Below are 26285 nucleotides of genomic sequence, written 5' to 3' on the forward strand. Positions count from 1 at the left end.
AGCGGTGACGGTAAAACCGACGATGTTCGCTAACACTGAAACCTTTTGAGGCGTAGGTTCGTCAGTATTGATAATCATAGCTGATGTAGTGGACATAAAAAAACCGCAAATCGATTCCGGCCAGAATCAAATTGCGGCTAGGGTTAGCTTGCTGTGCGGTGGTTATTCTACGTTGTCGTCATCAGGAATTTCTGAAGCTACAGAATGGTAAGCGTCTGTGCTCATAATTCTTTTTGCACCGACAAAACGGTTAGCGTAATAATTTTCGTTCAGTGAGCTAACTACTACACCACGCGAAGTCGAGGAGTGGGCGAATTTCCCTTCACCTACGAAGATACCTACATGGGATACGCCTCTTCCTGTGGTGTTGAAGAACACCAGGTCTCCTGGTCTCATTTCATCGCGGGATACAGAAGATCCCATTTTGAATTGTGATCCAGATTGATGCGGCAGTTTAATTCCCAGTTTGTTGAATACATACATTGTGAAGCCGGAGCAATCGAATCCCTCGAGTGTAGTGCCTCCGCTTCTGTAGCTCGTTCCTTTGGCATCTTGGATGACCTGGTCCATCTTGGAGTCTGCGAATGCACTGCCGCCACCGAAAGTAAAGGATGTAAAGGCAATGGCGAGACCCATGGCTGCGATCGTTAGCTTCTTCTTCAAAAAAAATATACCCCTTCCAATGCCTGCGAGGTTAGCTTAAGGATTCGGTAGAAGGTTCCCCTATGACCACTCTGTTGCGAGATCAATTCACCCAAACTGGTTCCCCCGCTTCCTAGGTGCCAGGAATTAGGCTTAACTTGAGATGTGCACCTTGGAGAGCAGTATTCACGACAACGATGTTTTTAAGATAAAGGTTACAATAAAGATTACAAAGTTGTTACTATCAGTTCACTGCGATTATTGTAACAAAGACAGCAGGCTTTGGCAAATGTTTCATCGCAAAAAGTTACAAAAAAAATCTGTTCCTAACACTGTAGGAACAGATTCTGTTAACAGTATTCAGTTATGTGTCGTGAGGACGGGGAAGAAAAAGTTTTTTTCGACAGCTGAAAATGCAGAAGATAGCATAAAGGGAGGGGTTAACCTCTGCTGGAGATATCGATATGCCATAGTCGGTACTGTGAACTGATATGCCACAGCCTGACCAGACTGGTAACAAAATGATACGATTGCTGGAGAATCAGCGCCAACATACCAGTCCAAATCATCGCCACGGTGCCAAATAGACCGAAGACCAGCAGCACACAAGCACTGAGCAGCAAGGATACGCCGACAGCGGGAAGAAGCTGGCGAAAGAAGGCGAGCAGGGACGATAGTATGGCGTGACCACTGACTGTGCCCAATTGCATATACAGGATGCACTGCCGAATGAACCACCCGTAAGCCATCCACCCAATGGCATAGGGCAACAAATGCAGCAGGTAAGAGGAAGATTGCAGCGTTCCTGCTACAATAGGGTAGAGTCTTGGTACCACCCAAAAGGCGGGGAGCAGCAGCAGACCCAACTCGATGATGTAATACAGCAGCGATGACATACCATGCCGTTTCATCCCTTTGAAAAAGGACAGGCTTTGCGGTTCAGTCGCATCGGTATGCAGGCTTTGATAGATGCCGGCTCTAATAAAGGGCGTGATCAATATACGCAATACGGTTGCTCCTAGTAGTATCCATAAATACACGTGCACTTCCCGGCTGTCCATCAAAGCGATCTGGCCCTCCATCCAAAACAAGGTCCTTCCCAACTCGTTTTGGCTCTGATCCGGATAACGAAGCAGCAGCGGGATGACAGCGGACTGCACCAGCCGATAGAGAAATACCCCCCACAGCAGACGATATAGAAATAAAATGATAACGATATAAAAGCGTATGCGCACCAGCGCCCAGCCTTCTTTTATAACAGTCCGCATCTATAAACACCTCACCATGACAGACTTCCAAGCAGTGTCTCCAACAGCTTGGTTACACCTATACTCCAACGGGTTTGTTGTTTTTCGTTCAATTCAGCCTTCAGGTTATTATTAATATGCTTATTCTCCAAGGCAATAGTGTATAGAGGATCGACGGCTACAGAGGACACGGGGGAGCTGCTTTTGAGTCGAAAGGTTGTACTTTTGCCTGTACCGTCCCAAGCCTTAAATATCGTTGTGCCATCCTTGAAGGTGAATTGAACAGGGATCTTAGGATAATCTGCTCCTTTTTTGCTGAGCGTCACGACTGCTTCATATCCACTCTCCAACTTGCGGTTCATAATGCGATCGACGGAGAAGTCCGCCATCTGGCCGTCATATACATACTGTTCAAAATAGTGGCTCCATGAGCGTCCAGTCACCCTCTCCACAACACGCTGAAAATCCTGTGAGGTCGGATGCTTGAATCGGTACGTCTGGACGTAGGTTCGCATAATTCGGTCCATTTTCTTCATACCCACCTGCCGTTCAATGCCTCGTAGTACCAACTTGCCTCGTGAGTAGGCATTTTGTGCATACTCAGCCGCCGATCCGTACTTCCAGGACTCGCGGTTTAGCGGCTGCGGAGAAGCTACCTGTCCCGATTGTAATGGCAAGTTGGGGATAAGCCCATATTCTTGCTCCATGAGCCGTTCTTCTGCATAGGAGGTGAAGCCTTCATCCAGCCAAGGCTCCTCAAATTCATTGTTGGCTACCATTCCGTAAAAATATTGATGCCCAATCTCATGAACCAGCGTCCGTTCCAGATTATAGCCGGGGTTCAGTTGGTCCGCAGCTGCGGCCGTGATCAGTGTCGGATATTCCATACCGCCGGCTCCACTGCCTGTTTTGGGTGGAACGACGATGGATAGAGTGGAATATGGGTAAGGCCCGTACCATTTGCTATAGTACGAAAGGGCGGCCTTAGCTGCGCTCATGTAACGTCCTTTGAGCTCCTTATGGGATGGGTCCAGATAGAGCTTGATTTTGACACCAGGAATCTCAGTGGAAGAAAAGGGTTCTTCTACAGCTACAAAGTTGGGTGAAGCAGACCAGGCAAAATCGTGTACATCATCGGCATAAAATTGATATATTTTCTGGCCGTTCTGTCGTACGGCACCACGGGTGGGAAATCCAGTCGCTGCTACGATGTATGTTTCAGGCACCCGAATTCGTATGCTGTAAATTCCAAAGTCGGCATAGAACTCGGAGTTGCCATGATACTGATGGAGGTTCCAGCCCTCCTCGGCGCGCCCACGTTGCCCTGCAGTCTCATAGACGCTGAGCTTTGGAAACCACTGTCCAGCCATTACAAAATCATCTGTCGCACCCATACGAGCGAAAATACCAGGCAGTTTGACTTCAAACTTCATATATAGTGTGATTTCTTCGCCACCTCGCACCGGCTTGGGCAGGCGCACCTTCATGAGTGAACGGTCGCTTGCGTTACCATCGTCTGGTTGTACATATTGAGTACGGTGCATGAGAGATAAACCGTCTTCTGTTTTTAGTTCAGTCAGCGTCATGGAGCCAAAGCCGTCCTTGGGCATGGTGTCTCCGCGCAGCTTTCCGCCGGATTCTTTCATAAAGGTAGTTTCCATGGAAGAGAAGGCATTTGGGTATAGATGAAGATACAGATCATTCACAGTTTTCTTGCCCGGATGCCTCCAGGTCAGTGTCTCAGTGCCTCGCAAAACTCGTCCTTTTTCCAGAGATACATCAATGTGATACTCTACCACCCGCTTGCTGAGAACTTCCGTAGCGGGCTGTGGAGGGTTTTTGGGCAGGTCGGGCAGGATGTTGGCCCCTAGAGACTTGCCCATATTTGGCGTAAGCGCAGACTCAGATTCGGAGTCATATAGTGGTTTGCCTGCGGACAAAGGGGTGGATTGCGATTGGGGTTGCCATGCAAACCATAACGTCCCTGCGAGAAGTCCGAGGGCTAGTGTGGACAATAAAACGATTTTGGCGCGTGCTGGGGTCATACAATGGATACCTCCCGTTGACAAGCATCTACAGCATGTATATGTTTGCTTTCAGGAGATTATTAGTTAAAATATTTATAGTGTAGAATGAGTGTGAAAACGGAAATTGGAGGCCTAGTGACACATGAGTGAAAATCAGCCGGACGGCAAAAAGCAGATTGCACTGAATATTGTCAGTGGCAAGAGTAAACATAAGGGCTTCGGCGCAGGTTCAATCGACCTGAACAGCATGTCCCCGGTCATCATTGACCGAGGAGAGGCGAAAATTGATATCGGTGCCATGCATGCCAAAAGTAAAGTAGAACGTGGAATCAAGTTCTCTACGAATAAAGAGGATGTTCCGAACGGACGCCAGGTATGGCTGGTATGGGTAGCTGTGGATCGTACGCCCGAAGGACGTATGTACGGAGGCGCGACCGCCTGCGAGATGCTGATTGATGACGAAGCCAAACGGGGATGGAAAATCCTCGCTGATCATGTTAACCGCATGGATTATGCACTTAAGCGCCGTTTCATGCTGGATGATCTCGGCAGCGAAGATAAAGCAGCGCTCAAAAGCCTGCTGATTTCGCATAATCAGGAATGGTGGGACGCTTCGCCTGAGGAATTGAAGCAGGCGCTGGAGGGGTAAGCCGGTTTTAACACAGTAAATCCTATGAGAAGCAACCCAACCCAATTAGAATCTCTGTTTAAGCTTTGCGAAGCCTTCAATTGGTAGCTTTCTTACCTCATAGAATATGTACTAGACAAGTAAATGAGCAGAGGAATCAGTAAAGTTTTTGAAGTGAAGACCTGTATTTACGTTATAAAATGAGTTATACTCAGGTAAGAATAGTAAAGGAGCCGTGCGTCAACACGACTCCAGTGTACACAACTGCTTAAAGAGCAGTCGGCAGTAAGGTTCAGGAGTAGACCGATACCTTGGTTGGGGGCGGTCTACTTCTTTTTCATGTAGGTAAGCAATGCCAGAATGAACATGCCAAACATGATCATCAAAGAAATCGCATCTTTAACCTCCATGGGCATCACCTCCCTTCGGGAGACTAGCCGACCGCCCTTTTAGCCGTATGCTGTACTAGAACAGTATACCATAAAAAGACGTTTTTGAAGGTATAAAGCACTTAAATGCGTAATTTTAGTAACGAATGACCCGACCGAGATAGACTGCACTCTGTTGTATTACTAGTTTGGTGATTTGTTAGAGCCTCCAAGTTACATAAAAATAATTGTTATAAATATGTAGTTATTTGATAGTTCCTTGACATCATGGAAAGGCATTCACTATAATTCAAATAGAAATCGGTTTCACCCCGGTTTTATTAAAATATTTTGTGGAACCGGTTCCTAAGAGGGTATAGTTATTTCCTATGGCTGTTTATGAATGTAATCTCTAAATAAGGTGGCATCGTTATGTTTAAATGGTTGAAAAAGAAGGCGGCTCCCCGTATTGAAGAATTCGACATGGTAGCGCCGATTAAAGGAAAAGTGGTCTCCCTGGAAGAGGTTCCGGATCCTGCGTTCTCTACGAAAGCTATGGGGGACGGCATCGCTATCCAGCCGTCTGAAGGCAGGGTCACTGCTCCTTTCGCAGGAAAAGTTGCTCATGTCATGGAAAAAAGCAAGCACGCTCTGATCATTGAACATGAATCCGGCGTACAAGTGTTGATACATGTCGGAATTAATACCGTCTCCCTCAAAGGACAGGGATTTAATCCTCATGTTCAAGCAGGAGATAGCATTAAAGCTGGACAATTATTGATGGAGTTTGATCTGGATGCGATCCAACAGGGTGGACTGCCTGTAATTACTCCAGTCATCGTTCCAGACGGGCAAGATATGATCAGCCATGTGGAAATACTGGATCATTCATCTGCTTCTCCAGATGTACCTGTATTAAGGGTTCATTTAAAAGCATAGCTCTCATTCAGAAAAGACTAACCAGGAATCTCTGGTTAGTCTTTTCTTTAGATGATTCACTGACTGGTCAAAGGAAGGCCTTCGATAAAACGAGCTGATATTTGAACTGGAGATGCAGAAGTCCGTTTATATTTGCTAAACTACCAATACAATAATTATTTGTGGATTTATAAAATATTTGCGTGGCGGTTAGTGTAGTTGCTAGAACTGAATGAAGCGGAAGCTAAGATTCATAGAGTGTGGAATATAGATTGGAATAAGTAGGATAGGTTCACTATAAGTACAGAATGGTTTCAAAAGGGGAGACGCACATTGAATACAAATCGTTTTGTAGAACTAGAGAAGGCATTGTTTCAGGCCTGGTCTTTGGAGTCTAGCTCTAAATGGACAGCCAATAATCCTGCAGCCGGACATTGTGGAGTCACAGCGCTCGTCGTTCAAGACAGGCTTGGCGGTGATATTTTGAAGACATGGTTGGATAGTAGCTGGCATTATTACAACCGGATCGGTGAGGACATTATAGATTTCACGGAGTCGCAATTTTCAAGCCTTCCACAGTATCAGCATGTACAATCCAACCGGGAAGAAGCATTTTCAGACACCAACGCAGAGCAGTATGCAGCCTTGAGCCGGAGATTAGGGGAAACTCTTAACGAAAAGGTATAGGTTCGGACAGCCTCAAAGGACATCGAAAGATTTGGAAGAAGCTTATGGGTACATAATTAAAGCAACAAATTCAACTGGGAAAAGCCGGATATGGATTTGCTGAATCTTATTGAAGCCACAAAGCCTGCCAATTTTGAAGATGAGGGCTATTATGAGGATACAGGATCTACTATTCGTTACGGATGTAAGAATCAAGTCTGTTTTTACCGTGAAAGCACTACAGAGCAACATGCAACGGGGGAGTAAAATGACGGTCTGAACAGTTAAACTTTTGAAGATAAAGGCTGTATTTAAGTTATAAAATGAGCTATGCTGAGGTAAGAATAGTCAAGGAGTCGTGCGCTAACACGACTCCAATATACAACCACTGCTTTAAGAGCAGTTGGCAGTAGGGTCCAACAATAGACCGTTACCTTTGTGGGGGGGCGGTCTATTTCTTTTTCATGTAGGTAAGCAATGCCAGAATGAACATGCCGAACATGATCATCAAGGAAATCGCGTCTTTAACCTCCATGGGCATCACCTCCCTTTGGGGAGACTAGCCGACCGCCCTTTAGCCGTTAGTTGTACTATGAGACATTAATTACTTAATTACGTTTTTTAAGGAGGGTTATAAAATAAAACTAATCCAGCCAGTGGCTGGGAACGCTTAGAGACGAGGGCAGTTTGGTTTTACCATTGCCTTTAGCTGAATTTAATTGCGCTTGTGTAAGAAAGATACTTCCTTCCAGATTAGCTCCACTTAAATCAGCATCTCTAAAATCTGCACCGATAAGGTCAGTCACCCTCAAATCAGCCTCACGCAGGTCAGCAGCAATCAGTAGAACGCCTCTCAGGTTGGCGCCACTCAGATTAGCACCTCTTAAATTGGCTCCGATTAGGTCTCTACTCTTGATTTTTTTACTAAGTTTAGAGTTTTCCATGTTCTTCCCAAATTTTCCTCGAACTAACTCACTTGTTTGTACAAGTAAATCATTGACTAGCGCCCTATGGGTGGGTACATGAATATTTATGAGGGATTTGGGGTCTTGATCCGTAAGCTGTTCGGTTTTCGCCATTGCTTCTTGTAACTCGGTATAGATGGAGTGAGTTTCTTTTAAGCTCAGGGCTTCATTTAGGTAATAGAGCATTTCATGAAGCTGCTGCATGATGGGAAGTAGATTGAACATTTCTTCAGCTATTGCCGGATCGTCTCTCCAGCTTTTTCCGTTGTATGTAACTTGGGAAATTTTTTGACCTGCCCCAAAGCAATCATATACGGTACAGCCTCGCAAGCCGTTATTTCTTAGGTTTGTATGAATGCCACAGCGATAATCCGCATTTAGGTGTTGGCAGGGAGTTCCTCCATCCTTGTTAAAGGCAAAATCGGCAGATTTGGCATAAGGCAAGGCGACACAGCATAAACCAAAACATTTTTCACAATCGGCGGTATACAATAAACACACATCCTTTTATTAGCACCTACTAAATGTAATAGTACCAAAAAAAGATGAGTTATGGTTTATTGCTAAGTAAAATAGATCAGTTACCCTTTTGCCAGATTTAATTGCCATGAAACACCGTATTTGTCTTCGACCCAACCAAACTGCTGGCTTACGGGTGAGGCTTCAAGGGGCATTAGAACTCGGCCTTCTTGAGATAGGTGGTCAAACACACGATGAATCTCTTCTTCCGAATCACAAGTGACGAATAGTGATAGAGCTGGGGTAAAAGGGTGTTTGTCCTTATGGTTATAGTCTATAGCCATAAAGGTCTGCCCTTTGAGGTTGAACACGGCATGTAACACGGTCCCATCTTCCTGATGAAAAATGCTGATGATACCAGATGGCTTAAATACAGAGGTATAATATTGCATGGCCTCCTCTGCTTGACCGGGGAACATGAAAAACGTTGTGATTTTTGGGCTAGAATCCTGCATCAGATCAACTCCCTCAAGCGGATAATGGATGATAACATCTTTTCTCTTTTTTAATAGAAATATTCAGGACTAGAGACGTGCTTCATAAAGAATATAGGTATACTCAGAAAAGGGGAGACTGGATGATGAACGCGACAGCAAAGCTTGTTGAGATGATGGGTTCAGGCAGGAAACTGGACGCCAGCATTATTTCAGCCTATACGGATGTAGTTGCCCAATACGGAACCGTGGAGGATGCCTGGGAGTTATATTGGCTTTTTGTAGAAGATCCTGATCACTATGTCAGAGGTTTGTTACTTGGGCCGATCATGAGATGTGGAGATGTTGCTCTGGCGCAGGATATGTACGAGCGTTACGTTCGAAATCAGGCATCACCGGAACATATACCTGATGGTGTGCTGCATGTGTTAGGTTATTTGGGTTATGTGGAAGCTGCGGCTGACCTCGCCGCATGGGTGAACGGACCATATGGAGCAGCATCTGTAGATGCTTGTTTGGGACTCGTACATCTTCCATGCGAATCGTTCCGTGAACGTCTGGCGGCTGAATTGGAACAAGCAGTAGATCAGCATTTATTTAATGAGTACTTGCCTCTACTAAGCTTTAAATGCACTACTGAGGATATGGTCCCGCGATTGGTGCATTGGGGAGAACGACATGCTTCCGTAGATTGTAATGCGGGAATTATTGCTGGAATTGCACTGTATGGAGAAAAGCAGAGGGACACGATTCGATCTATTTTGTGGAATCCGCTCTGGGAGGCTCATGGAACGGCTACGGGAAGTTGTGTGTGGTCTTATTTTGCGATGCAGCATGTAGGGCTGACCTTTAGCGAGCTTATTCAGGATATAAAAAGCTACGATGTATCCAAAGCAGGTGTACAGGTCTTGGAGTATCGGTTGGAAGTGTTGTATGAAATGTTGGAACTAAAGCTTAGCTATAGAGCTCGACCGATCCGATTTGCTCGTTGTAACGAGGAATCATTTGATCAGCTCTATGGCGATTTGTTTAGCTGGTCTACGGAGCATAAGGATGACTCTATGATAGGCTGGATGAACGAACGTTTGGGATATAAGCACCGGCTGCTGGAACAGTATGATGAGCTCAGGAAACGGATCGAAATTAAAATGGTGCATGAAATTGAGTTGGAGCATGTCCGAACGGGAAATTAATCGGGCTAGGATATAAAGGGATTTTGACATAAAAGGACGGAATAGCGGAGTTTGACGATGATCTAGGGATTCGCCCAGTCCACGGGCTGATGTCCCGCATAGGATACATCAGCCTAGAACACAAGGAGTGAAACACATGTCTTTACAGCCACAAGTTCCTTTCGGAACGCAACCGGGTACTCCGGGTCCATTCACGCCGTCAGGTCCTTCGTTCCCACAATTCCCCGGTATGCAGGATCCGTTCTCGTCTCCAGTAGGTCCGCCACCAGGCCCAGGATCATTTGCGCCACAGCCATTCTCACCACCGCCACAGGGGCCGTTCGGTCCGCAAGGAGGGCAGCAAGCTCAAGCACCCACTTCCCCACCACCATCATTTACGCCACCGAAGCCGCTAGTTTCTACATTTGCAGTTGACCCTGGAGCCATGTTTGGTTGCCTGTACCGCAATACGTTTGTATGGCTGACGAATGGAGAGCGCTTCTGGATGTACCCTGTTTTTATAGGCAGAACATCCGTAGCGGGTTTTCGGTGGAGTGGACGTTTTTGGTTTTATTTTGGTGTAGACACTAACCGTATTGAATCGTTTAGTTGTTTTTGGTAATAGCGCAGCTTTAGGGAAGAACGGGGTTTAACTGGGTGATGGCTGATAGCACTGACAAGAGAGCTGGAATGGGCGAATGAGATAAATGAAATAAAGATCAAAAAGGCTGGGAGAGCGCCCTTGGCGGTGTCCCAGCCTTTTTTTGCTATTACTCCAGCCACCATCGCTTAAAATTGCCCCACCACGATTTTTTTTCGGCCTGTCGCTCCGCTTGGTCGGTAGGTGTCGCTGCGGGTGGATTATTCTGCCCCGATAGGGTCTCCTTCGGCTCGGTGCCGCTGACGAAAACCTCCAGCCGCTTATTGGGGCTGTCCGGGGCAGCTAGCTTGCCGCTGTCCGGATCAATATAGGCGCTGACTACGCCGTCAGGGATTGGAAAGATTTTGGGCGGCACATTCTCCAGTGCTTTTTCCGTATATTGTGCGAAAATTGGTGCCGCCCGCCGGGCATCCTGCGTGCTGATGTCCTTGCCCTTGTCATATCCGACCCAAACAGCGGTGGATAGCTCGGGGGTAAAGCCGACCATCCACGCGTCCGTATTGGTCGTGCCGCTTTTGCCGGCAACCGGGCGCTTGATCAGCTTCGCGACCCGGTTGCCAGTGCCGCCTTCCTCGAACACGCCTTCCATGAGGCGTGTGAGGACATAGGCGGAGGCGGGCTTCACCACCTGCACGGGCGCGGCCTGCGGCGCTTCGTACAGCGATCGCCCGGCTGCATCGGTGATACGCAGCACCGCCACCGGAGCCACCTTTTGCCCGCCACTGCTGATGACCGAGAAGGCCGAGGCCATCTCGAACGGGCTGACGGGCGATACGCCTAGCGCTAGTGAAGGCACGGGCTTGAGCTCGCTCGTAATGCCCATTTTGCTGGCGAGGTCCATGACCTTATCCGCTCCCACCTGCAGAATGGTGCTAACGGCATAAATATTATCAGACGCTGCAATGGCGCGTCGCAGATCTATTTCGCCCAAATATTTGTCTCCAAAATTTTTGGGCTTATAAGTTTTGCGGTTGTTGTCATAGTGGAACAACGTCGGCCGGCTTTCGAATTTGGACGTACTCGTCAATTGGCCGGAATCCAGCGCGCTGAGATACATAATCGGCTTGAAAGAGGAGCCAGGCTGCCTGGTTGTGGCCAGTGCATGGTTGTACTGATTCCCGACATAGTTTGTTCCGCCGACCATGGCTTTGACATGCCCGTTCCGTGGGTCCATGGAGATTAGTGCAGTTTCCAGTCCGTTGCTGTTCTTCATGCCCTCAGTGACAGCCGCTTCGGCGGCCTGCTGCATGTGCATGTCCAGCGTCGTATAAATGCTCAGCCCGCCATGCTCAAGCATCGCTTCGCTAATTCCAAATTGATGAGTTACTAGCTGGCGAACGTAATCGCGGAACCAGGGAGCAGCCTCCACTGTCCGACGTTGGCTCTCGGGCCGCAGGGCCAGTATCTCATCATAGGCCTTGGTGGCTTCAGCGGGTGTAATTTTGCCGATGAGCGCCATCGAGTCCAGTACAATTTTCTGCCGATCCTTTGCGTTCTTCATATGATTATATGGTGAATAGTAGGTTGGTCCTTTCGGAATACCTGCCAATAGGGCGCTTTCGGCCAAATCCAGATCCTTTGCGGATTTACCAAAATACATTTGCGAAGCCGCTTCAATACCGTAGGCGCCATGACCATAATAAATTTCATTCAAATACATTTGCAGCAGCTCATTCTTGGAATACTTCATTTCAAGCTGTGCGGTATAGATGGCCTCTTTGGCCTTGCGCGTCCATGTTTTCTCGTGAGACAAGTACAGATTGCGTGCAAGCTGCTGAGTCAGCGTGCTCGCCCCTTGTGACATATCCCAGCGGGTCAGATTAACAATTATCGCCCGGCCCAATCCTTTGAAATCAAAGCCAAAATGATCGTAAAACTTCCGGTCCTCCACGGCCAGTGTAGCTGCTATTAAATCGGGCGAAATGTGATCCAACTGGACAGGAATAGACTCCTTGCCTCCGGCAGAGAAGGTGGCAATGACTTGACCCTGACTATCGAGCAGACGTGAATTTCGATCCGTATCGGCGAGCGGAAGGCTGGTTGTGTACAAATAGGCGAGCAGAATGCAGGCGGCGATGACCGTCAGAATCGTGAGAGACATCAGCCCTTGCAAGCATCGAAGCCAAAGCGGTTTACGCTTGGAGGATCGCCCGGTAGTATCGGTCATCATGCCACCTCCTTCCATAGTTGATGTTCTCAGTATAGTCAATCCGAAAGCGTATATTCATTAGATTCGCATACGTATCCATTTTAAACAAGATTAAGCCTTTAAAATGCTTTTGCAGTCCATTCGGGTATTATTTATAATGCAAAAAGTGTGAAATTCAAGTGTGTTTGGTACAATAAAAATAGCAAACTCGGCGTTTGTGTGTTGCAGTTATAAGGAAAGTCCATGTTTATGCTACCGAATTGCCGGACACATACTTTGATCAGAAAGAAGGTTGGAAGGATGGACTTGTGGTTTACGGAGAAGCAGACTCCCTCTTTCGGTATTACAGCAAAAATCAAACAAACCTATGTCTCTGAGAAAACAGATTTTCAGGATCTGGCAATGATCGAGACAGAGGAATTCGGCAATATGCTTGTTCTGGATGGCATGGTGATGACAACGGTTAAAGACGAATTTGTATATCACGAAATGGTAGCGCATCCGGCGCTGAATACACATCCGAATCCGAAAAAGGTTTTGGTTGTGGGCGGCGGCGATGGCGGCGTTATCCGTGAGGTCATCAAGCATCCTGAAGTTGAAAAAGCCGTATTGGTTGAGATTGACGGTAAGGTCATTGAATATTCTAAAAAGTACTTGCCTGAAATTGCGGGGAAGTTGGACGAGCCGAATGTGGAAGTGCTGGTCAATGACGGTTACATGCATATTATCGAACACAAAAATGAATACGATGTGATTATGGTCGATTCAACAGAGCCGGTTGGACCAGCAGCGCCGCTATTCGAACGTGGATTCTACCAAGGCATTTTTGAGGCGCTGAAGGAAGACGGCATTTTCGTGGCGCAGACGGATAATCCTTGGTTCAAGGCTGACCTGATTCAGAAGGTCAACAAAGATGTAAAAGAGATTTTCCCGATTGTGCGTGTGTACGGTGCAAACATTCCAACCTATCCGAGTGGTCTTTGGACATTCACACTGGGTAGTAAGAAATATGACCCGCTTGAAGTGGACGAGACCCAAATTCCGGAGATGGACACCCGATATTACAGTCCGCGCCTGCACAAAGCGGCGTTTGTACTGCCTAAATTTGTGGAAGATTTAACGAAATAAACATTTTAAGAAGCGTCTTAGTGATCTTTATCGCCAGTATAGAGCGAAAAGAGCGCTATAGACGCTTTTTTGTATGAGATCAGAGTGTATTTGGCATGAACATATAGCGGACACTGAATTTCCTTTTAAGATAAAAGAAGGAAATTTAAGGGTGTATGTAGAACATACAAAAAACCAGACATTGAACAGATTTGTACTATTGACAGGGGAGGTTTGGTTATGGAAATTCATAATTTGGCGATGTACCAAAGAGGAGGAGACTTTTTTGATCAGACGCTCTTTTTATTACCTATGGGGATCTCAGACGATCTCTAACGCAGCAGATATTATCTATATGTTGAGTGTGGTGGTGTTGGTATTCAGTGCAAGTAATTCCTTAATGACGACCATTTTAATTCCGTTGTTCCGATTGTCAGCTCAAGTGGTTAGTGGGCTTGTAGCACCGATCGTGCTCGGTCGATTTCGGCTGACGCAGGTTCTGCTATTTTCCCAGTTTGGGCAGTTTGTCATTTTTACACTGCTGCTGCTTTATTTATGGATTGTACCTGAGCAAAGGTCGTTTCTATTTATTTTTGTAATGGTATTTGGCATGTCTTTTTTGGATGGATGGACCAATCCTGCGCGTAATGCGCTTGTACCCCGTTTGGCTACTGGAGAGGGACTCATGCGGGCTAACGGTATGGTAGCGGTCAGTGATCAGGTGGTTAAGTGTGCAGGCTGGGCGTTGAGTGGAATGATTGTCGCTTGGCTGGGTTCCTTGAACACGCTTGTGATCGCATCCTGTTGTTATCTCGTGGCTGTAACTGTCACGTCCTTCATTCGTGATCCGCTGGATTCAAAGGAATTAAACTCCGCATCTTCAGAATCTTCAACAAATGCAATAGAACCCGCAAAGGAAAAAGGCTCCCAGTGGAAAGAGCTTGGGGAAGGATGGGAAATTATCTGGCATAACCGTCGTATTCGTTCTCTGATGATTGTCGATAGCGTGGATAGTATTGGGGGAGTCTCCTGGCTTGGCGTATTTATTTTGGCGTATGTCAGTCAAGTACTGCATCGGGATGCGAGCTGGTGGGGCTTTATGAATGCATCCTTTTTCTCCGGTACCATTTTGGGTGGATTGATTGTGGTTGGCTTGGTCAAACGATTGCAAAAGAACAGCTTTTTGTACATGCTTGGGGCATTGCTGGTATATGTTCTGATAACCATTGTATTTGCTCTGAATACCATTCCCGTGGCTGCGCTTATTCTTTTTGCTGTGTCAGGTTTACCTGTTCAAATGGCAGGCATTATTCGCCGCACCTTGCTGCAAACCAGTGCACCAGCAGCCCAGCTGCCCAAAGTGATGGCAGGAATTGATGTGCTTACCAATCTCGCTTTCGGTCTGGCTTTATTATTCATGGGCTGGTATGCTGACCGATTTGGTATGGTGCAGGTGTATTTGCTGGCTGCGGCTATGACTACCATTGCTGTTCTGATCGGCTGGTGGTATCGACGTGACTTTCAGGAAGACGAACCTATTGATCATCCGACCGCCACGGGAGCAGGGATATGAATTGGACTATCTCCGATAAGCCGATTATGTTTTTTTGGCTCGATTACATAAGCAATAGCTCCTCCGTGTGCCAGAACCCCAAAAAAGTCGGTTGCATAAGAGCAACCGACTTTTTAAGGAGAACATTGTGCGATGAAACGAACAATTTCCCTAACTGCAATGCTAGGCCGTAGTGAACTGGCTGTTATAGAGGGAGGCGTAATGGCCGCCGCTGGCAAGCAGTGCTTCATGGGTGCCGCTTTCGACAACATCGCCGTTTTTCATGTATAAAATCAGATCCGCTTCACGGATGGTTGATAGCCTGTGGGCGATGACGAAGCTGGTGCGTCCGTCGATCATTTTCATGAAGGCCTTTTGGATGCGGGCCTCTGTAAGGGTGTCTATGCTGCTGGTTGCTTCATCCAGAATGAGCATAGGTGGATCAACGAGAATTACTCTCGCGATGGTAAGCAGCTGCTTTTGCCCTTGTGACAGGCTATCGCCCGACCCGCTGATGACCGTATCGTAACCATGAGGCAGGCGCTTGATAAAGCCATGCGCATTAGCAGCTGTCGCAGCCGCAATGACTTCTTCGTCCGTGGCCTCTGGCTTCCCGTAAGCGATATTATCCCGAATCGTTCCGCTGAATAGCCATGTATCCTGAAGCACCATGCCAAAGTTAGTTCGCAGGCTGTCCCGGCTCATATCGTTGATATTCACTCCGTCGATGGAGATCGAACCGCTGTCCACATCGTAAAAGCGCATGAGCAGGTTAACGAGTGTTGTTTTGCCTGCTCCGGTCTGTCCGACGATGGCTACGCGAGTGCCCGGCTTGACCTCCAAACTAAAGTTCGTAATGAGCGTTCGTTCCGGATTATAGGAGAATTTCACATGATCAAACAGAATCGTGCCTTTACTGCGTTCCAGCTGCACGGCGTTCGGTTTTTCTGGTTGCTCCGGCGGCGAATCCAAAATAGCAAATATACGCTGGGCAGAAGCTGTAGCAGCCTGAAACTGAGTTAATACCCCTGTAATTTCATTAAAAGGCTTGGCGAACAAATTGGTGTAAATGAGAAAGCTCGACAAACCGCCTACCGAAATTCCGCCCAAAATGATCGAAATACAGCCAATCATAGCAGTGACTGAAAAAGTCATGTTGTTGACCAATCGGGTGGAGGGGTTAGACAAAGATCCGTAAAACTGTGATTTTACCCCGGCTTGGTACAACTGTTCGTTTCTGGCTGAAAATTCCCCAAGCGAGCGCTTTTCATAATGAAAGGCAGTCACTACCCGCTGTCCGCCGATCATTTCCTCTACATAACCGTTCAGGCTTCCTAAAATTTTGGCCTGCTCGCGGAACATGCGTTGCGATTTTGTAGTAATGAACCGCGCAACGCCGTATGTGATGGGGGCAGACACCAAGACCACCAGCGTCATCACCGGACTGATATACAGCATGAGTACAATCGAACCAATAATGGTAATCAATCCGGTGATTAAAGTGGAAAACCCCTGCAACAGTCCATCCGACACGGCATCCATATCGTTCACAAAACGGCTTATGCTATCTCCTTGTGGATGATTGTCATGAAAGCTTAACGGAAGGATATTAAAATGATCGAATAACTCCCGTCGCATATCATTTACAGTCTGAAAAGCAATGCGGTTCGTTAAATATGTGAGCAGCCAGCTAAATAGACTGCCTACAACATATACAATGCCTAGTCCAAAAAGAATCAACGCAATGCCTCTAAAGTCTACCGCTCCTTTATTCACCATATGGTCGATAGCCCGGCCAATCATATAGGGCCCGATCAGACTGGCAAGCACGCTGAGAATCGCACTGACGATGACCCAAAACGTTGTTGATTTATATTGACCGACATAGGTTAATAATCTTTTCCAGGTTTCCTTGCCACTCATTGGTCCACCTCCTGCGTTGAGAGCTGGGAGCGATTAATTTCCTGGTATACTTCCGAGCTGCTCATCAACTGATCATGTGTGCCGATCCCGACAATTCGGCCTTCATCAAATACAATGATTTTATCGGCATGCTGTACACTGCTTACTCGTTGGGAGACCAGCAGAACAGTCATGCGAGAGCTATTTTCCCGTAGCGATTTCCGAAGGGCGGCGTCAGTTGCGAAATCAAGTGCGCTTGAGGAATCATCCAAAATCAGAATTTCCGGATTGCCTACAATAGCTCTGGCAATGGTAAGACGCTGCTTTTGCCCGCCTGACAGATTAAGCCCTCCTCGGGTGATCGGGGCATCGAATTTTTCCGGCAAGTTGGAAATAAACTCATCCGCTTGCGCGATGGCTGCGGCTCGTGCGACTTCCTCATCGGTGGCGTGTTCACGCCCCCATCGGATATTATCCGCTATAGTCCCCGTGAACAGCAGGGCCTTTTGGGGAACAATCCCGATTTTTTGCCGCAATTGCTCCAGCTTATAGTGCCGTACGTCCATGCCATCGACCTGTACGCAACCCTCCACCGCATCATAGAAGCGGGGAATGAGATTCACAAAGGTGGATTTCCCTGAGCCTGTTCCTCCTATGATTCCAACTGTTTCACCGGGATAGATGTCCACCACTATGTCACTAAGTGCCAATTGTCCTGTCTTATTGTAGCCAAAGGAGACGTGATCAAAAGAGATGGCTGGTACAGGGCCGTTCTTCCCTGTCTCTTCCCTGTCTGTAGATGTGGAAAGGTCCGAATCGGAAATCGATGCTTCCGTGTTCAGAACCTCCTGAATTCTCGTTGCTGAAGTGGCTGCCTTGGTGAACAGGATAATAAGATTCGTCACCACGATCAGGGCCAGTAAAATCTGCGTAATGTAATTAATAAACGCAATAATCTCTCCTTGAGTAAGAGAGCCATATTGGATATGGATACCGCCGATCCACAGAATGGCAATAATAGCTCCGTTGACCACCAGTAAGGTGGCTGGGCTCAGCAGAGCAGAAATACGCCCGACACGAATAGCGGTCTGGGTTAGATCATCCGAGGCGGTATTAAACTTTACTCGTTCAGCTCCTCTTTTGGCAAATGCACGTATAACCCGTACACCTGTGAGATTTTCACTTAGCACCAGAGCAATTTTATCGAGCTTCTTCTGGTATAGCTGGTACAGTGGAGAAGCCTTCGTAATGACCACATACAGGATCACAGCCAGAATGGGCGTAGCCGCCAATAGCACCAAAGCAAGGCGGAAGTCCAATATCATCGACATAATGATCGCCCCGATACAAATAAAAGGAGCACGAATGACCAGACGAATCAGCATCGCCACAGCCGTTTGAAGCTGATTAACATCATTCGTAATTCGGTTGATGAGAGAGGGCGTACCAAATTTATCGAGATCCGCATAAGAAAATGATGAAATATGCTTAAACATGGTGTTGCGCAGTGTGGTTCCGAATCCTTGGGAAGCACGGGCTGCGTAAAACTGGCACACGAGAGAACTGCCAAAGCCCAGAATAGTCATGAGCAACATCAACAGGCCCAATTGCCATACATAATGGGTATCTCCCCTACCAACGCCATGATTAATCATTAAAGCGACCATAGTAGGCAGCAGCAATTCCAGAATAGCCTCAATCAGTTTAAACAGAGGCCCAAGAATCGTTTCCTTTTTATAGGGTTTCAAAAAAACAGCGAATTTCAGCAAATAAACCATCACCTAACCTGAATATTGTATAAAGTTTTCCTTGTGCAATTGCATATCTGAGTATAATTATGGCATATCCCTAACCATATGAAAAATATTTAATATATATTAGAGATATAGGTTTCACATATGTCAGAACCGGAGGTTCATGATGGAATTAAGGCATCTCAAGTACTTTTTAGCGATTGCCGACGCCGGACAGATTACAGCGGCAGCCAAAAAACTGCAAATTGCACAGCCTCCCTTAAGTCAACAGCTTATGCAGCTGGAGGAAGAGCTTGGTGTAAAGCTTGTGCATCGAGGCTCACGGAGCATTCGATTGACAGAGGCCGGAATCATTTTACAGAACAGAGCCAAGCAGATTTTGGAGCTGACGGATGCTACGACCAGGGAAATGAATGATTTTGCCATGGGGATGAAGGGGACGCTCACCATTGGAACAGTCTCTTCCTCTGGAGCAACCCTGATGAAAGACAGGCTTTCCGAATTTCATAAAACCTATGCGGGTGTAAAATTTGAAATTCATGAGGGAAATACCTTTAGGATTCTGGATCTTTTGAACAAAGGGATTATCGAGGTCGGTATTGTCAGAACCCCCTTTAATACCACGGATTTAGGATGCAGATATGCCGAATCCGAGCCCATGGTAGCGGTAATGACGAAAGAACATGATTGGAGTCCTGAACAGAAGACTATTTCATTGGCTGAGTTGAAGAACAGACCACTCATTATATACCGCCGTTTTGAGCAATTGATCCACGATACCTGTATGAAGCACGGCTTTGAGCCGAACATCTTTTGCAAAAACGACGATGCCCGCACCACGCTTCATTGGGCCAACGAAGGGCTGGGTATCGGCATGATTTCGCGCTCGGCCTTGTCTTTGGGCAGCAATAATCATTTAATCGTTAAGGAAATTAGCTGTGAAGAGTTGCACACACGAGTGGCGGCTGTCTGGTTGAAGGATAAATACATGTCTTCATTGGCTTCCCGGTTCATTGAAAGTTTTAGCCAGGCATCCAGTGCAGCTGACCTACAGTAGTTGAATTTTTTAAGTATGAAAGCATCTTTTTGTAAAAACTCATTTGAATTGCAATCGGGAACTGGATATAGTAGTACAGTAGGATAGCGATAGAATGGAGTTTGAACACATGCCACACAATGCAAAGGTTCGAATCCGTCTTCATAGTCATCATGACGGAGAAGATGTGGTACAGGAGCTTCCTGGAGAAGCAATCGTTCGCGGGAAGCATCTATATATAAGGTACGAAGAGCCGCAAGAGAGTCCAGAAGGCGGTACGACACGGAACACAGTCAAAATTGGAACGGATGAGCTAAAGCTAATTCGCCACGGTGAGGTACAATCAGAGCAGTCGTTCGCGCTGGGACGCAGGTTGCCTGGATTTTACCGCTCGCCTTATTTAAACTTGAACATGTCTGCGCATACGCAGAAGCTCGATATTCGGATGGATGGTTTCACCGGACATGTGAGCTGGACCTATGATCTGTACGTATTTGAGGATTTCTCGGGGCATTTTGCCATCAGTTTGCATATACAGGAGGAGCAATAATCATGACAAGCAATCCACTGGAACTTATTAATCAAAAGGTAACCTCAGCAATCGAGGCTGCAGTGCTGGCTGCCGGAATCGTGAGCCGCGAAGAGCTGCCGACTATTACATTGGAAGTACCTAAGGACAAGTCACACGGTGACTTAGCTACCAACGTAGCAATGCAGCTCACTCGCATTGCGAAGAAGAACCCGCGTCAGATCGCTGAAGATTTGATCGCAAATATGGACTTGGCTTCCGCTTCTATTGAAAGTGCGGAAATCGCCGGACCAGGCTTTATTAACTTTCGCCTGAACAAGAGTTACCTCTATGCAGTGATTGGACAAGTACAGGAGCAAGGAGCAGATTACGGTCGTGTACACGTAGGTGCAGGCAAAAAAGTACAGATCGAATTTGTCAGCGCCAATCCGACCGGTAGTCTTCACTTGGGTCATGCACGTGGCGCCGCTGTAGGGGATGCGCTCTGTAACGTGCTTGATTTTGCAGGATATCAAGTTACTCGTGAATATTACATTAATGATGCGGGGAATCAGATTTACAATATGAGCCGTTCCATTGAGGCGCGTTATTTGCAGGAACTGGGACAGCCTGCGGAGATGCCGGAGGACGGATACCATGGTGAGGATATCATCGGGTTTGCGAAGGAACTGGTGGCTGAGAAGGGCGATTCTCTCTTGTCTATGGAACCGGGAGATCGTGCTGCTTTTTTCCGTGAATACGGTTTGGAAAAGGAACTGAATAAGATCAAGCGTGATCTGGAACGGTTCCGTGTACCTTTTGATTCCTGGTTCAGCGAAACATCACTGTATGATAACGGTGAAGTGCTTAAAGCGCTGAATGAGCTGCGTGACCGTGAGGAAATTTATGAAAAGGACGGAGCTACTTGGCTGAATACGACCAAATATGGCGACGATAAAGACCGCGTATTGATCAAAAATGACGGCACTTATACGTACCTGACTCCAGATATTGCTTATCACCGCGACAAATACGCTCGTGGCTATGACACGATCATCAACATCTGGGGAGCGGATCACCACGGTTATATTCCGCGGATGAAGGCGGCAATGGAAGCACTGGGCAATGACCCGGATAAGCTTAAAGTGCTGATTGCCCAAATGGTCAGCTTGTTCCAAAACGGGGAAAAAGTAAAAATGTCCAAGCGTACTGGCAAGGCCGTAACGATGGAGGATCTGATGGAAGAAGTGGGCGTGGACGCGATCCGTTACTTCTTCACCATGCGTAGTATGGATTCGCATTTGGATTTTGATATGGATTTGGCGATTTCCACCTCCAATGAGAATCCGGTATTCTACGTGCAATATGCACACGCACGTGCATGCAGCGTATATCGCCAAGCTGAAGAACAGGGTATTGCTGTGCTGCCATTGGCAGAAGTTGACTTGTCGAAGCTGACGGCTGAGCATGAATACGACCTGTTACGCAAAATTGGCGAGTTGCCAGAGGAAGTATCGGTGGCAGCTGCAAACTTTGCGCCGCATCGTATGATTCGCTATGTCTACGAGCTGGCATCATTGTTCCACAGCTACTATAAGGCAGAGCGTGTCATCACGGAGGATGCAGCTCAAACGCAGGCTCGCTTGGCGTTGTTTGGCGCGGTTCGCACGACCATTGCCAATGTACTGAAGCTGGTGGGTGTGTCTGCACCAGAACGTATGTAATTAAACAACTGCAACGGATTGACCTTGTAGTCATATGTATAATAGTAAAAGGAACCGTTCGTGCTGCCCTCTACAGGGAGGCTCGTTCGGTTCCTTTTTACGTTCGAGTACTTATTAGGTATGAGTAGCTTAATAGCGTTCCAGTACCAGATTCGTTTTCAGAGAATCGGCGGGAATTAGCCATCCTTTGGATTGCAGCAGATTAATCAGTTTGGTACGGTTGCCTGCGGCAACATTGTAATCCGAAGTTTTGAAGGAGATTTCGATGATATTGTCAGTACCCGATCCGTTTGCGCTGCGAATAGGCCATATTTCAACGTCAGTATCCAAGCCCCGAAAGCTGCCCTCATATTTGCTGACCTCTACAGGACCGCGTACTCTGGAGTTTGACAAGGTTTGTTTACCCCAATCGCTACTTTTCCAGTTTTGTAGTTTGCCCGGAAGATTGTCCTGCAATTGTTTTAAGGCCTGATCCGGGGAAGGTAAAGCTAACCCCTTGGAGGCACTCGTTTTCTTATCATTGGAAAAGCTTAGTGTCTGCTTGTTGTATCCCCAATCTACCTCAGCCTCATAATTATCATCAGATGCACTGAACCCTTCCTTATTCGCTTGGGTAAGTGCTGCGTCGATATTCCCGTCTGTAACCGTATAGCGTTTTTTGTAGGTTAATTCATAATTCTTTTTGTCCTCTTTTTTGCGAAATCTAACGTTCCAGCCCTCGTCATTTAGTTGCAATGAGTCTGTGTCAAAATACTCGACCTTCAAGCGTTGCGCATCCTCGCTGATTTGGAACTCATTGACGATGCCGCTTTTTAAAGAGCCATCCGCGTTGAGAACCTGAGCTGTATCCAGCAGCAGTTTTACCTCATAGCTTGGTGTGGCATTGTCAGCGGCTTGAACGGGTTCTGCACCTTTCCATCCTGTTGCGAGCAGCACTGCACTCAGAGTTACTACCGACATGAATTTGATGATACGATGGCCTGTTTTCATTTCATCCTCTCCTGTTCGTCCAAATGGGTTACACGCTACACTTTACGGGGGGTTTGTCAGTCGTATGTCAAGGCAAGAGGAGACTCTGGTTAAAAAATACCATAATTTCTATATAACAGGTAAGATTTAATCTTGGTTCTCATTATAAATATTCAGTGAATCTGTGGATCAGCGCGGAGCGATGACGATCTCTGTTGCTGACCATATAAATGTGCCGCTCAACAGGCTGCCCCGGAATAGGCCTTACAACCAGTAAACCCCGCTCAACCTCTGATTGAACAGCAAGACGTGAGACAAAGGAGACGTGTTCTCCTAGCATAACCGCCTGTTTGATGGCTTCCAGTGAATCCAATTCCAGATAGGACGGAAGCCGGCGTCGCCCGCGTTCCAGCCATTTGTCCGTCACGTGGCGTGTACTTGAATCTTTTCCATGCAACACAAAAGAGGCTGAAGCGATACGCTCGGATGTCAAATCGGTTTCGCTAGCGAGCGGATGAGTGGGTGAACAGATAAGTACCAGTTCATCCTCTCCCAGGGATTCTGAGAGTAGCGTTGGGGATTGGAACGGCTCTGCCGATATAACGCCGAGGTCAATTTCGTGGCGATCGAGCATGTCCTTGATCACGGGCGCTGTTTTCACGGACAAGGCGATGTGAATACCCGGATGCTCGCGGGCAAACTGGTGCAGCACGGCAGGCAGCAGGTAGGTAGCAGGGACATAGCTTGCGCCAATACGTAAACTTCCTCGTTGGAGCGTATCAAACTCACGGACGACTCGCTCAGCCTCTGCCGCAAGTGCATTAATCTTGGTGGCATAGTGCAGCAGTGCATTTCCGGCATCCGTCAGGATGATTTTGCCCATACGTGTATCGAACAGTTTGACTCCGAATTCACGCTCGAGATTTTTCATATGGAAAGTAACGGTGGGTTGCTTTAGACCGAGAAGCTCGGCTACGGTGGTGATTTTGTGGTGCTTGTTCAGCAGCTCTACAATATGTAACTTTAAAAGACTTAATTTCACCGGGAATGCCTCGCTTTCAGGTTGATCGAACAATCATGCATGTTCTTCGGGCAGCAGAATCAATCGCCTCTATATAGATTAAATCTATGAGTGTTAACACAATTCATTGAAATAATTAATTTTGTTTTAACTTTCCAATAACACAGGTCGCGAATTCAAGTTTTACACTGGGGTCAGTCACAATAACAGGCAGGTAATGCGATGAATCAGGATCTATATATTCGTGGATTAAGTAAAACCTTCGGCCAAACCACCGCGCTGCAAGAGACGAACCTGGTCGTACGCCGAGGCGAGTTCACCACACTGCTCGGACCGTCCGGCTGTGGGAAGACGACGCTCTTGCGCTTGATTGCTGGTCTGGAAACACCAGATACCGGCACAATCACGATGGGAGAGGAAATTCTCTTTTCGGCTGAACGCAAAAAGGATATTCCCGTACACCTCCGTCAATTTGGTATGGTCTTTCAGGATTTTGCGCTATGGCCGCATATGACAGTGTTTGAAAATGTGGCCTTCGGCCTGCGAGCGAGCAAGCGGGGTAAAGGGTCTGTTAGCGCACAAGGGAAGGAACTGCGGGACGTGGTGCTGGAGGCGCTCGATAAGGTGAGGTTGTCAGGGATGGAGGATCGCTATCCCCATCAGTTGTCTGGTGGACAGCAGCAACGGGTATCTTTTGCAAGAGCAGTTGCTACCCGGCCTCGACTAGTTTTGTTCGACGAGCCGCTCAGTGCATTGGACGCTGTGCTACGGGAAGAGATGCGCATTGAGATGATATCGCTTGTGCGTGATCTGGGGCTGACCGCCCTATACGTCACCCATGATCAGATCGAGGCCATGTCCATGTCTGATGAAGTAGTGGTTATGAAAAGTGGACATATTTTGCAGACCGGAACACCAGAAGTGATCTATAGTCGCCCAACTCATCCAGAGGTGGCAAGGTTTATCGGTAAATCCAACTGGCTTGAGTTGGAACGGACATTATTTCGGCCTGAGCATGTCCGTTGGGAACAGGAGCAAGCGGATCAGCACACTTTTGCAGTAGAGATCCTGCATGTCAGCTATCTTGGCGATCGTTATGAAATCCGTCTACTAGCTGAAAATGGCGAGCAATGGACTGCATATCATTCCACCCGTTTGCAGATAGGCGAAAAAATGCATATTTGGGTATCACCGCAATACATCCATCAACTTGAAACATAGTGAAAAGGGGTATACAGAAGATGATGAATAGAAATGGTTTTCGTGCAGGATGGAAAAAAGGGGCTATGCTTGCTTTAACATTGACTTTTGGGCTGGCTCTGGCAGGTTGCGGAACCGCTCCGACATCGAAGGGTGGCACGCAAGCAGATGGAACAGCAAAACCAGCGGGAGCAGCGGCGTCCACCGACCAGAAGCTGGTTGTTTACAGCGCAGGTCCGGATGGACTGGCAAAAAAGCTGGTAGCGGGGTATGAGGCGCAGAGTGGAGTTAAGGTAGAGTTATTCCAGGGAACGACAGGTAAGATTTTAGCCCGCATGGAAGCGGAGAAGACGAATCCGGTAGCAGACGTGGTTGTGCTGGCATCGCTTCCGTCTGTACAGGGCTTGAAAAAGGAAGGACTTACGCTCCCCTATCCGGATGCCAAAAATGCGGACAAGCTAAACCCGGACTGGTCTGATAAGGAGGGTAACTATTTCAGTACCAGTGCTTCTGCTCTAGGTATTGCTTATAACACGAAACTGGTGAAATCCCCGCCTACTTCATGGGCCGACTTGGCGAAACCTGAGTACAAGGATCAGGTTAACATCCCCGACCCATCGCTGTCCGGCTCGGCCTTGGACTTTATGACAGGCTATCTAAGTGCTAAGGGCGATGGAGGCTGGACGTTGTTCGAGCAGTACAAGGCTAATGGTGTAGCCATGGCTGGTGCGAATCAGGAAGCGCTAGACCCCGTGATTACCGGAGCTAAAGGAGTAGTCGTCGCTGCGGTCGATTACATGACTTACAAGGCTAAAGCCAAAGGCGAGCCGATTGACATCGTCTATCCGACAGAGGGAACGGTCATTAGCCCGCGGCCTGCTGCCATTCTCAAGTCCACACAACATGAGCAAAATGCCAAAGCATTCATTGACTATCTGTTGTCAGACGAGGCACAAAAACTAGTAGCAGATGCTTCCCTACTCCCTGGACGTACGGATATCAAAGCTGACAATCGTGCCAACCTGGACGAAATCCCATTGCTGAAAACCAATTGGGAATGGATGGGCGAGCATGGATCAGACGTGACGGAAAAGTTCACGCAAATGTTCAAATAAG

25 protein-coding genes and 1 riboswitch are annotated in these 26285 nt (G+C 47.3%); of the genes, 13 read left to right on the forward strand and 12 right to left on the reverse strand.

Features of this window, described 5'->3' with window-relative positions; translation table 11 throughout:
• Nucleotides 1–162: 162 nt before the first annotated feature.
• From ACQQ6X_RS03915 to ACQQ6X_RS03925, 3 genes are all read right to left on the reverse strand, one after another.
• The gene (locus ACQQ6X_RS03915; RefSeq protein ID WP_149034963.1) at nt 163–663 is read right to left on the reverse strand and encodes a C40 family peptidase; all 501 of its coding nucleotides are present in this window, start codon (nt 661–663) and stop codon (nt 163–165) included.
• A gap of 5 nt (nt 664–668) precedes the next feature.
• Nucleotides 669–806: riboswitch (cyclic di-AMP (ydaO/yuaA leader) on the reverse strand.
• Between the two features lie 276 nt (nt 807–1082).
• A complete protein-coding gene (locus ACQQ6X_RS03920) occupies nt 1083–1910 on the reverse strand; it encodes a hypothetical protein (RefSeq protein ID WP_305168153.1) in 828 nt (275 codons plus the stop codon).
• 11 nt (nt 1911–1921) lie between these two features.
• Nucleotides 1922–3934: a M1 family metallopeptidase gene (locus tag ACQQ6X_RS03925; protein ID WP_305168154.1), complete on the reverse strand. Its 2013-nt coding sequence runs from the start codon at nt 3932–3934 to the stop codon at nt 1922–1924.
• Between the two features lie 124 nt (nt 3935–4058).
• Here ACQQ6X_RS03925 and ACQQ6X_RS03930 point away from each other — a divergent pair, with 124 nt between their 5' ends.
• On the forward strand, nt 4059–4565 hold the full coding sequence (locus ACQQ6X_RS03930) for a YwhD family protein (RefSeq protein ID WP_040102431.1): 507 nt from the start codon (nt 4059–4061) through the stop codon (nt 4563–4565).
• 305 nt (nt 4566–4870) lie between these two features.
• Here the strand turns inward: ACQQ6X_RS03930 and ACQQ6X_RS03935 are convergent, their stop codons facing one another.
• Entirely contained in the window at nt 4871–4960 is a 90-nt protein-coding gene (locus ACQQ6X_RS03935; protein WP_305954445.1) for a putative holin-like toxin, read from the reverse strand.
• A 384-nt stretch (nt 4961–5344) separates the two neighbouring features.
• Here ACQQ6X_RS03935 and ACQQ6X_RS03940 point away from each other — a divergent pair, with 384 nt between their 5' ends.
• From ACQQ6X_RS03940 to ACQQ6X_RS03950, 3 genes are all read left to right on the forward strand, one after another.
• Nucleotides 5345–5851 carry a PTS sugar transporter subunit IIA gene (locus ACQQ6X_RS03940; protein ID WP_305168155.1) on the forward strand — a complete coding sequence of 169 codons (507 nt, stop codon included), beginning with the start codon at nt 5345–5347 and terminating at the stop codon, nt 5849–5851.
• Between the two features lie 312 nt (nt 5852–6163).
• Nucleotides 6164–6517, forward strand: a complete 354-nt coding sequence (locus tag ACQQ6X_RS03945; protein ID WP_063212154.1) for a YunG family protein — start codon at nt 6164–6166, stop codon at nt 6515–6517.
• A gap of 90 nt (nt 6518–6607) precedes the next feature.
• A complete protein-coding gene (locus tag ACQQ6X_RS03950; protein ID WP_305168156.1) occupies nt 6608–6763 on the forward strand; it encodes a hypothetical protein in 156 nt (51 codons plus the stop codon).
• A 184-nt stretch (nt 6764–6947) separates the two neighbouring features.
• On the opposite strand, the gene ACQQ6X_RS03955 is transcribed toward ACQQ6X_RS03950, so the two are convergent.
• The 3 genes from ACQQ6X_RS03955 to ACQQ6X_RS03965 form a co-directional block, all read right to left on the reverse strand.
• Nucleotides 6948–7037, reverse strand: coding sequence for a putative holin-like toxin (locus ACQQ6X_RS03955; RefSeq protein ID WP_305954445.1), 90 nt, complete (start codon nt 7035–7037; stop codon nt 6948–6950).
• 103 nt (nt 7038–7140) lie between these two features.
• Nucleotides 7141–7953: a pentapeptide repeat-containing protein gene (locus ACQQ6X_RS03960; RefSeq protein ID WP_305168157.1), complete on the reverse strand. Its 813-nt coding sequence runs from the start codon at nt 7951–7953 to the stop codon at nt 7141–7143.
• 89 nt (nt 7954–8042) lie between these two features.
• Nucleotides 8043–8435, reverse strand: a complete 393-nt coding sequence (locus ACQQ6X_RS03965; RefSeq protein WP_305168158.1) for a VOC family protein — start codon at nt 8433–8435, stop codon at nt 8043–8045.
• Between the two features lie 122 nt (nt 8436–8557).
• Between ACQQ6X_RS03965 and ACQQ6X_RS03970 the strand changes: the two genes are divergently transcribed.
• Both ACQQ6X_RS03970 and ACQQ6X_RS03975 read left to right on the forward strand, forming a co-directional pair.
• Nucleotides 8558–9607 carry a hypothetical protein gene (locus ACQQ6X_RS03970; protein ID WP_305168159.1) on the forward strand — a complete coding sequence of 350 codons (1050 nt, stop codon included), beginning with the start codon at nt 8558–8560 and terminating at the stop codon, nt 9605–9607.
• A gap of 136 nt (nt 9608–9743) precedes the next feature.
• On the forward strand, nt 9744–10208 hold the full coding sequence (locus tag ACQQ6X_RS03975; protein ID WP_305168160.1) for a transporter: 465 nt from the start codon (nt 9744–9746) through the stop codon (nt 10206–10208).
• Nucleotides 10209–10356: 148 nt separating this feature from the next.
• Here the strand turns inward: ACQQ6X_RS03975 and ACQQ6X_RS03980 are convergent, their stop codons facing one another.
• A complete protein-coding gene (locus ACQQ6X_RS03980) occupies nt 10357–12414 on the reverse strand; it encodes a transglycosylase domain-containing protein (protein ID WP_305168180.1) in 2058 nt (685 codons plus the stop codon).
• Nucleotides 12415–12696: 282 nt separating this feature from the next.
• On the opposite strand from ACQQ6X_RS03980, the gene speE reads away from it, so the two are divergent.
• Together speE and ACQQ6X_RS03990 are read left to right on the forward strand one after the other, a co-directional pair.
• A complete protein-coding gene (speE, locus tag ACQQ6X_RS03985; RefSeq protein ID WP_063212148.1) occupies nt 12697–13524 on the forward strand; it encodes a polyamine aminopropyltransferase in 828 nt (275 codons plus the stop codon).
• Nucleotides 13525–13789: 265 nt separating this feature from the next.
• Entirely contained in the window at nt 13790–15076 is a 1287-nt protein-coding gene (locus tag ACQQ6X_RS03990; protein ID WP_305168161.1) for an MFS transporter, read from the forward strand.
• Between the two features lie 162 nt (nt 15077–15238).
• On the opposite strand, the gene ACQQ6X_RS03995 is transcribed toward ACQQ6X_RS03990, so the two are convergent.
• Both ACQQ6X_RS03995 and ACQQ6X_RS04000 read right to left on the reverse strand, forming a co-directional pair.
• On the reverse strand, nt 15239–16978 hold the full coding sequence (locus tag ACQQ6X_RS03995) for an ABC transporter ATP-binding protein (RefSeq protein ID WP_305168162.1): 1740 nt from the start codon (nt 16976–16978) through the stop codon (nt 15239–15241).
• A complete protein-coding gene (locus ACQQ6X_RS04000) occupies nt 16975–18726 on the reverse strand; it encodes an ABC transporter ATP-binding protein (RefSeq protein ID WP_305168163.1) in 1752 nt (583 codons plus the stop codon). Before ACQQ6X_RS04000 ends, ACQQ6X_RS03995 begins: the two co-directional genes overlap by 4 nt.
• Nucleotides 18727–18877: 151 nt before the next feature.
• Between ACQQ6X_RS04000 and ACQQ6X_RS04005 the strand changes: the two genes are divergently transcribed.
• From ACQQ6X_RS04005 to argS, 3 genes are all read left to right on the forward strand, one after another.
• Nucleotides 18878–19768: a LysR family transcriptional regulator gene (locus tag ACQQ6X_RS04005; RefSeq protein WP_305168181.1), complete on the forward strand. Its 891-nt coding sequence runs from the start codon at nt 18878–18880 to the stop codon at nt 19766–19768.
• 94 nt (nt 19769–19862) lie between these two features.
• On the forward strand, nt 19863–20297 hold the full coding sequence (locus ACQQ6X_RS04010; protein ID WP_305168164.1) for a DUF1934 domain-containing protein: 435 nt from the start codon (nt 19863–19865) through the stop codon (nt 20295–20297).
• A gap of 2 nt (nt 20298–20299) precedes the next feature.
• Nucleotides 20300–21979: an arginine--tRNA ligase gene (argS, locus tag ACQQ6X_RS04015; protein WP_305168165.1), complete on the forward strand. Its 1680-nt coding sequence runs from the start codon at nt 20300–20302 to the stop codon at nt 21977–21979.
• Between the two features lie 129 nt (nt 21980–22108).
• Here argS and ACQQ6X_RS04020 read toward each other — a convergent pair whose 3' ends face one another.
• The gene (locus ACQQ6X_RS04020) at nt 22109–22969 is read right to left on the reverse strand and encodes a hypothetical protein (protein WP_305168166.1); all 861 of its coding nucleotides are present in this window, start codon (nt 22967–22969) and stop codon (nt 22109–22111) included.
• 142 nt (nt 22970–23111) lie between these two features.
• Nucleotides 23112–23990, reverse strand: a complete 879-nt coding sequence (locus ACQQ6X_RS04025) for a LysR family transcriptional regulator (RefSeq protein ID WP_305168167.1) — start codon at nt 23988–23990, stop codon at nt 23112–23114.
• 201 nt (nt 23991–24191) lie between these two features.
• Between ACQQ6X_RS04025 and ACQQ6X_RS04030 the strand changes: the two genes are divergently transcribed.
• Both ACQQ6X_RS04030 and ACQQ6X_RS04035 read left to right on the forward strand, forming a co-directional pair.
• Nucleotides 24192–25190, forward strand: coding sequence for an ABC transporter ATP-binding protein (locus ACQQ6X_RS04030; protein ID WP_305168168.1), 999 nt, complete (start codon nt 24192–24194; stop codon nt 25188–25190).
• A gap of 20 nt (nt 25191–25210) precedes the next feature.
• Nucleotides 25211–26284, forward strand: coding sequence for an ABC transporter substrate-binding protein (locus ACQQ6X_RS04035; RefSeq protein WP_305168169.1), 1074 nt, complete (start codon nt 25211–25213; stop codon nt 26282–26284).
• Nucleotide 26285: the final 1 nt, after the last annotated feature.

The sequence above is a fragment of the Paenibacillus ottowii genome (assembly GCF_050516475.1).
GTDB classification, from domain to species: Bacteria; Bacillota; Bacilli; order Paenibacillales; family Paenibacillaceae; genus Paenibacillus; species Paenibacillus ottowii.

Coding starts and splice junctions, on each gene's coding strand:
- ACQQ6X_RS03920 (WP_305168153.1), bottom strand. CDS start 1,910: ATGCGGACTGTTATAAAAGAAGGCTGGGCGCTGGTGCGCATACGCTTT.
- ACQQ6X_RS03925 (WP_305168154.1), bottom strand. CDS start 3,934: ATGACCCCAGCACGCGCCAAAATCGTTTTATTGTCCACACTAGCCCTC.
- ACQQ6X_RS03930 (WP_040102431.1), top strand. CDS start 4,059: ATGAGTGAAAATCAGCCGGACGGCAAAAAGCAGATTGCACTGAATATT.
- ACQQ6X_RS03935 (WP_305954445.1), bottom strand. CDS start 4,960: ATGCCCATGGAGGTTAAAGATGCGATTTCTTTGATGATCATGTTTGGC.
- ACQQ6X_RS03940 (WP_305168155.1), top strand. CDS start 5,345: ATGTTTAAATGGTTGAAAAAGAAGGCGGCTCCCCGTATTGAAGAATTC.
- ACQQ6X_RS03950 (WP_305168156.1), top strand. CDS start 6,608: ATGGATTTGCTGAATCTTATTGAAGCCACAAAGCCTGCCAATTTTGAA.
- ACQQ6X_RS03955 (WP_305954445.1), bottom strand. CDS start 7,037: ATGCCCATGGAGGTTAAAGACGCGATTTCCTTGATGATCATGTTCGGC.
- ACQQ6X_RS03965 (WP_305168158.1), bottom strand. CDS start 8,435: ATGCAGGATTCTAGCCCAAAAATCACAACGTTTTTCATGTTCCCCGGT.
- ACQQ6X_RS03970 (WP_305168159.1), top strand. CDS start 8,558: ATGATGAACGCGACAGCAAAGCTTGTTGAGATGATGGGTTCAGGCAGG.
- ACQQ6X_RS03975 (WP_305168160.1), top strand. CDS start 9,744: ATGTCTTTACAGCCACAAGTTCCTTTCGGAACGCAACCGGGTACTCCG.
- ACQQ6X_RS03980 (WP_305168180.1), bottom strand. CDS start 12,414: ATGACCGATACTACCGGGCGATCCTCCAAGCGTAAACCGCTTTGGCTT.
- speE (WP_063212148.1), top strand. CDS start 12,697: ATGGACTTGTGGTTTACGGAGAAGCAGACTCCCTCTTTCGGTATTACA.
- ACQQ6X_RS03995 (WP_305168162.1), bottom strand. CDS start 16,978: ATGAGTGGCAAGGAAACCTGGAAAAGATTATTAACCTATGTCGGTCAA.
- ACQQ6X_RS04005 (WP_305168181.1), top strand. CDS start 18,878: ATGGAATTAAGGCATCTCAAGTACTTTTTAGCGATTGCCGACGCCGGA.
- ACQQ6X_RS04010 (WP_305168164.1), top strand. CDS start 19,863: ATGGAGTTTGAACACATGCCACACAATGCAAAGGTTCGAATCCGTCTT.
- argS (WP_305168165.1), top strand. CDS start 20,300: ATGACAAGCAATCCACTGGAACTTATTAATCAAAAGGTAACCTCAGCA.
- ACQQ6X_RS04020 (WP_305168166.1), bottom strand. CDS start 22,969: ATGAAAACAGGCCATCGTATCATCAAATTCATGTCGGTAGTAACTCTG.
- ACQQ6X_RS04030 (WP_305168168.1), top strand. CDS start 24,192: ATGAATCAGGATCTATATATTCGTGGATTAAGTAAAACCTTCGGCCAA.
- ACQQ6X_RS04035 (WP_305168169.1), top strand. CDS start 25,211: ATGATGAATAGAAATGGTTTTCGTGCAGGATGGAAAAAAGGGGCTATG.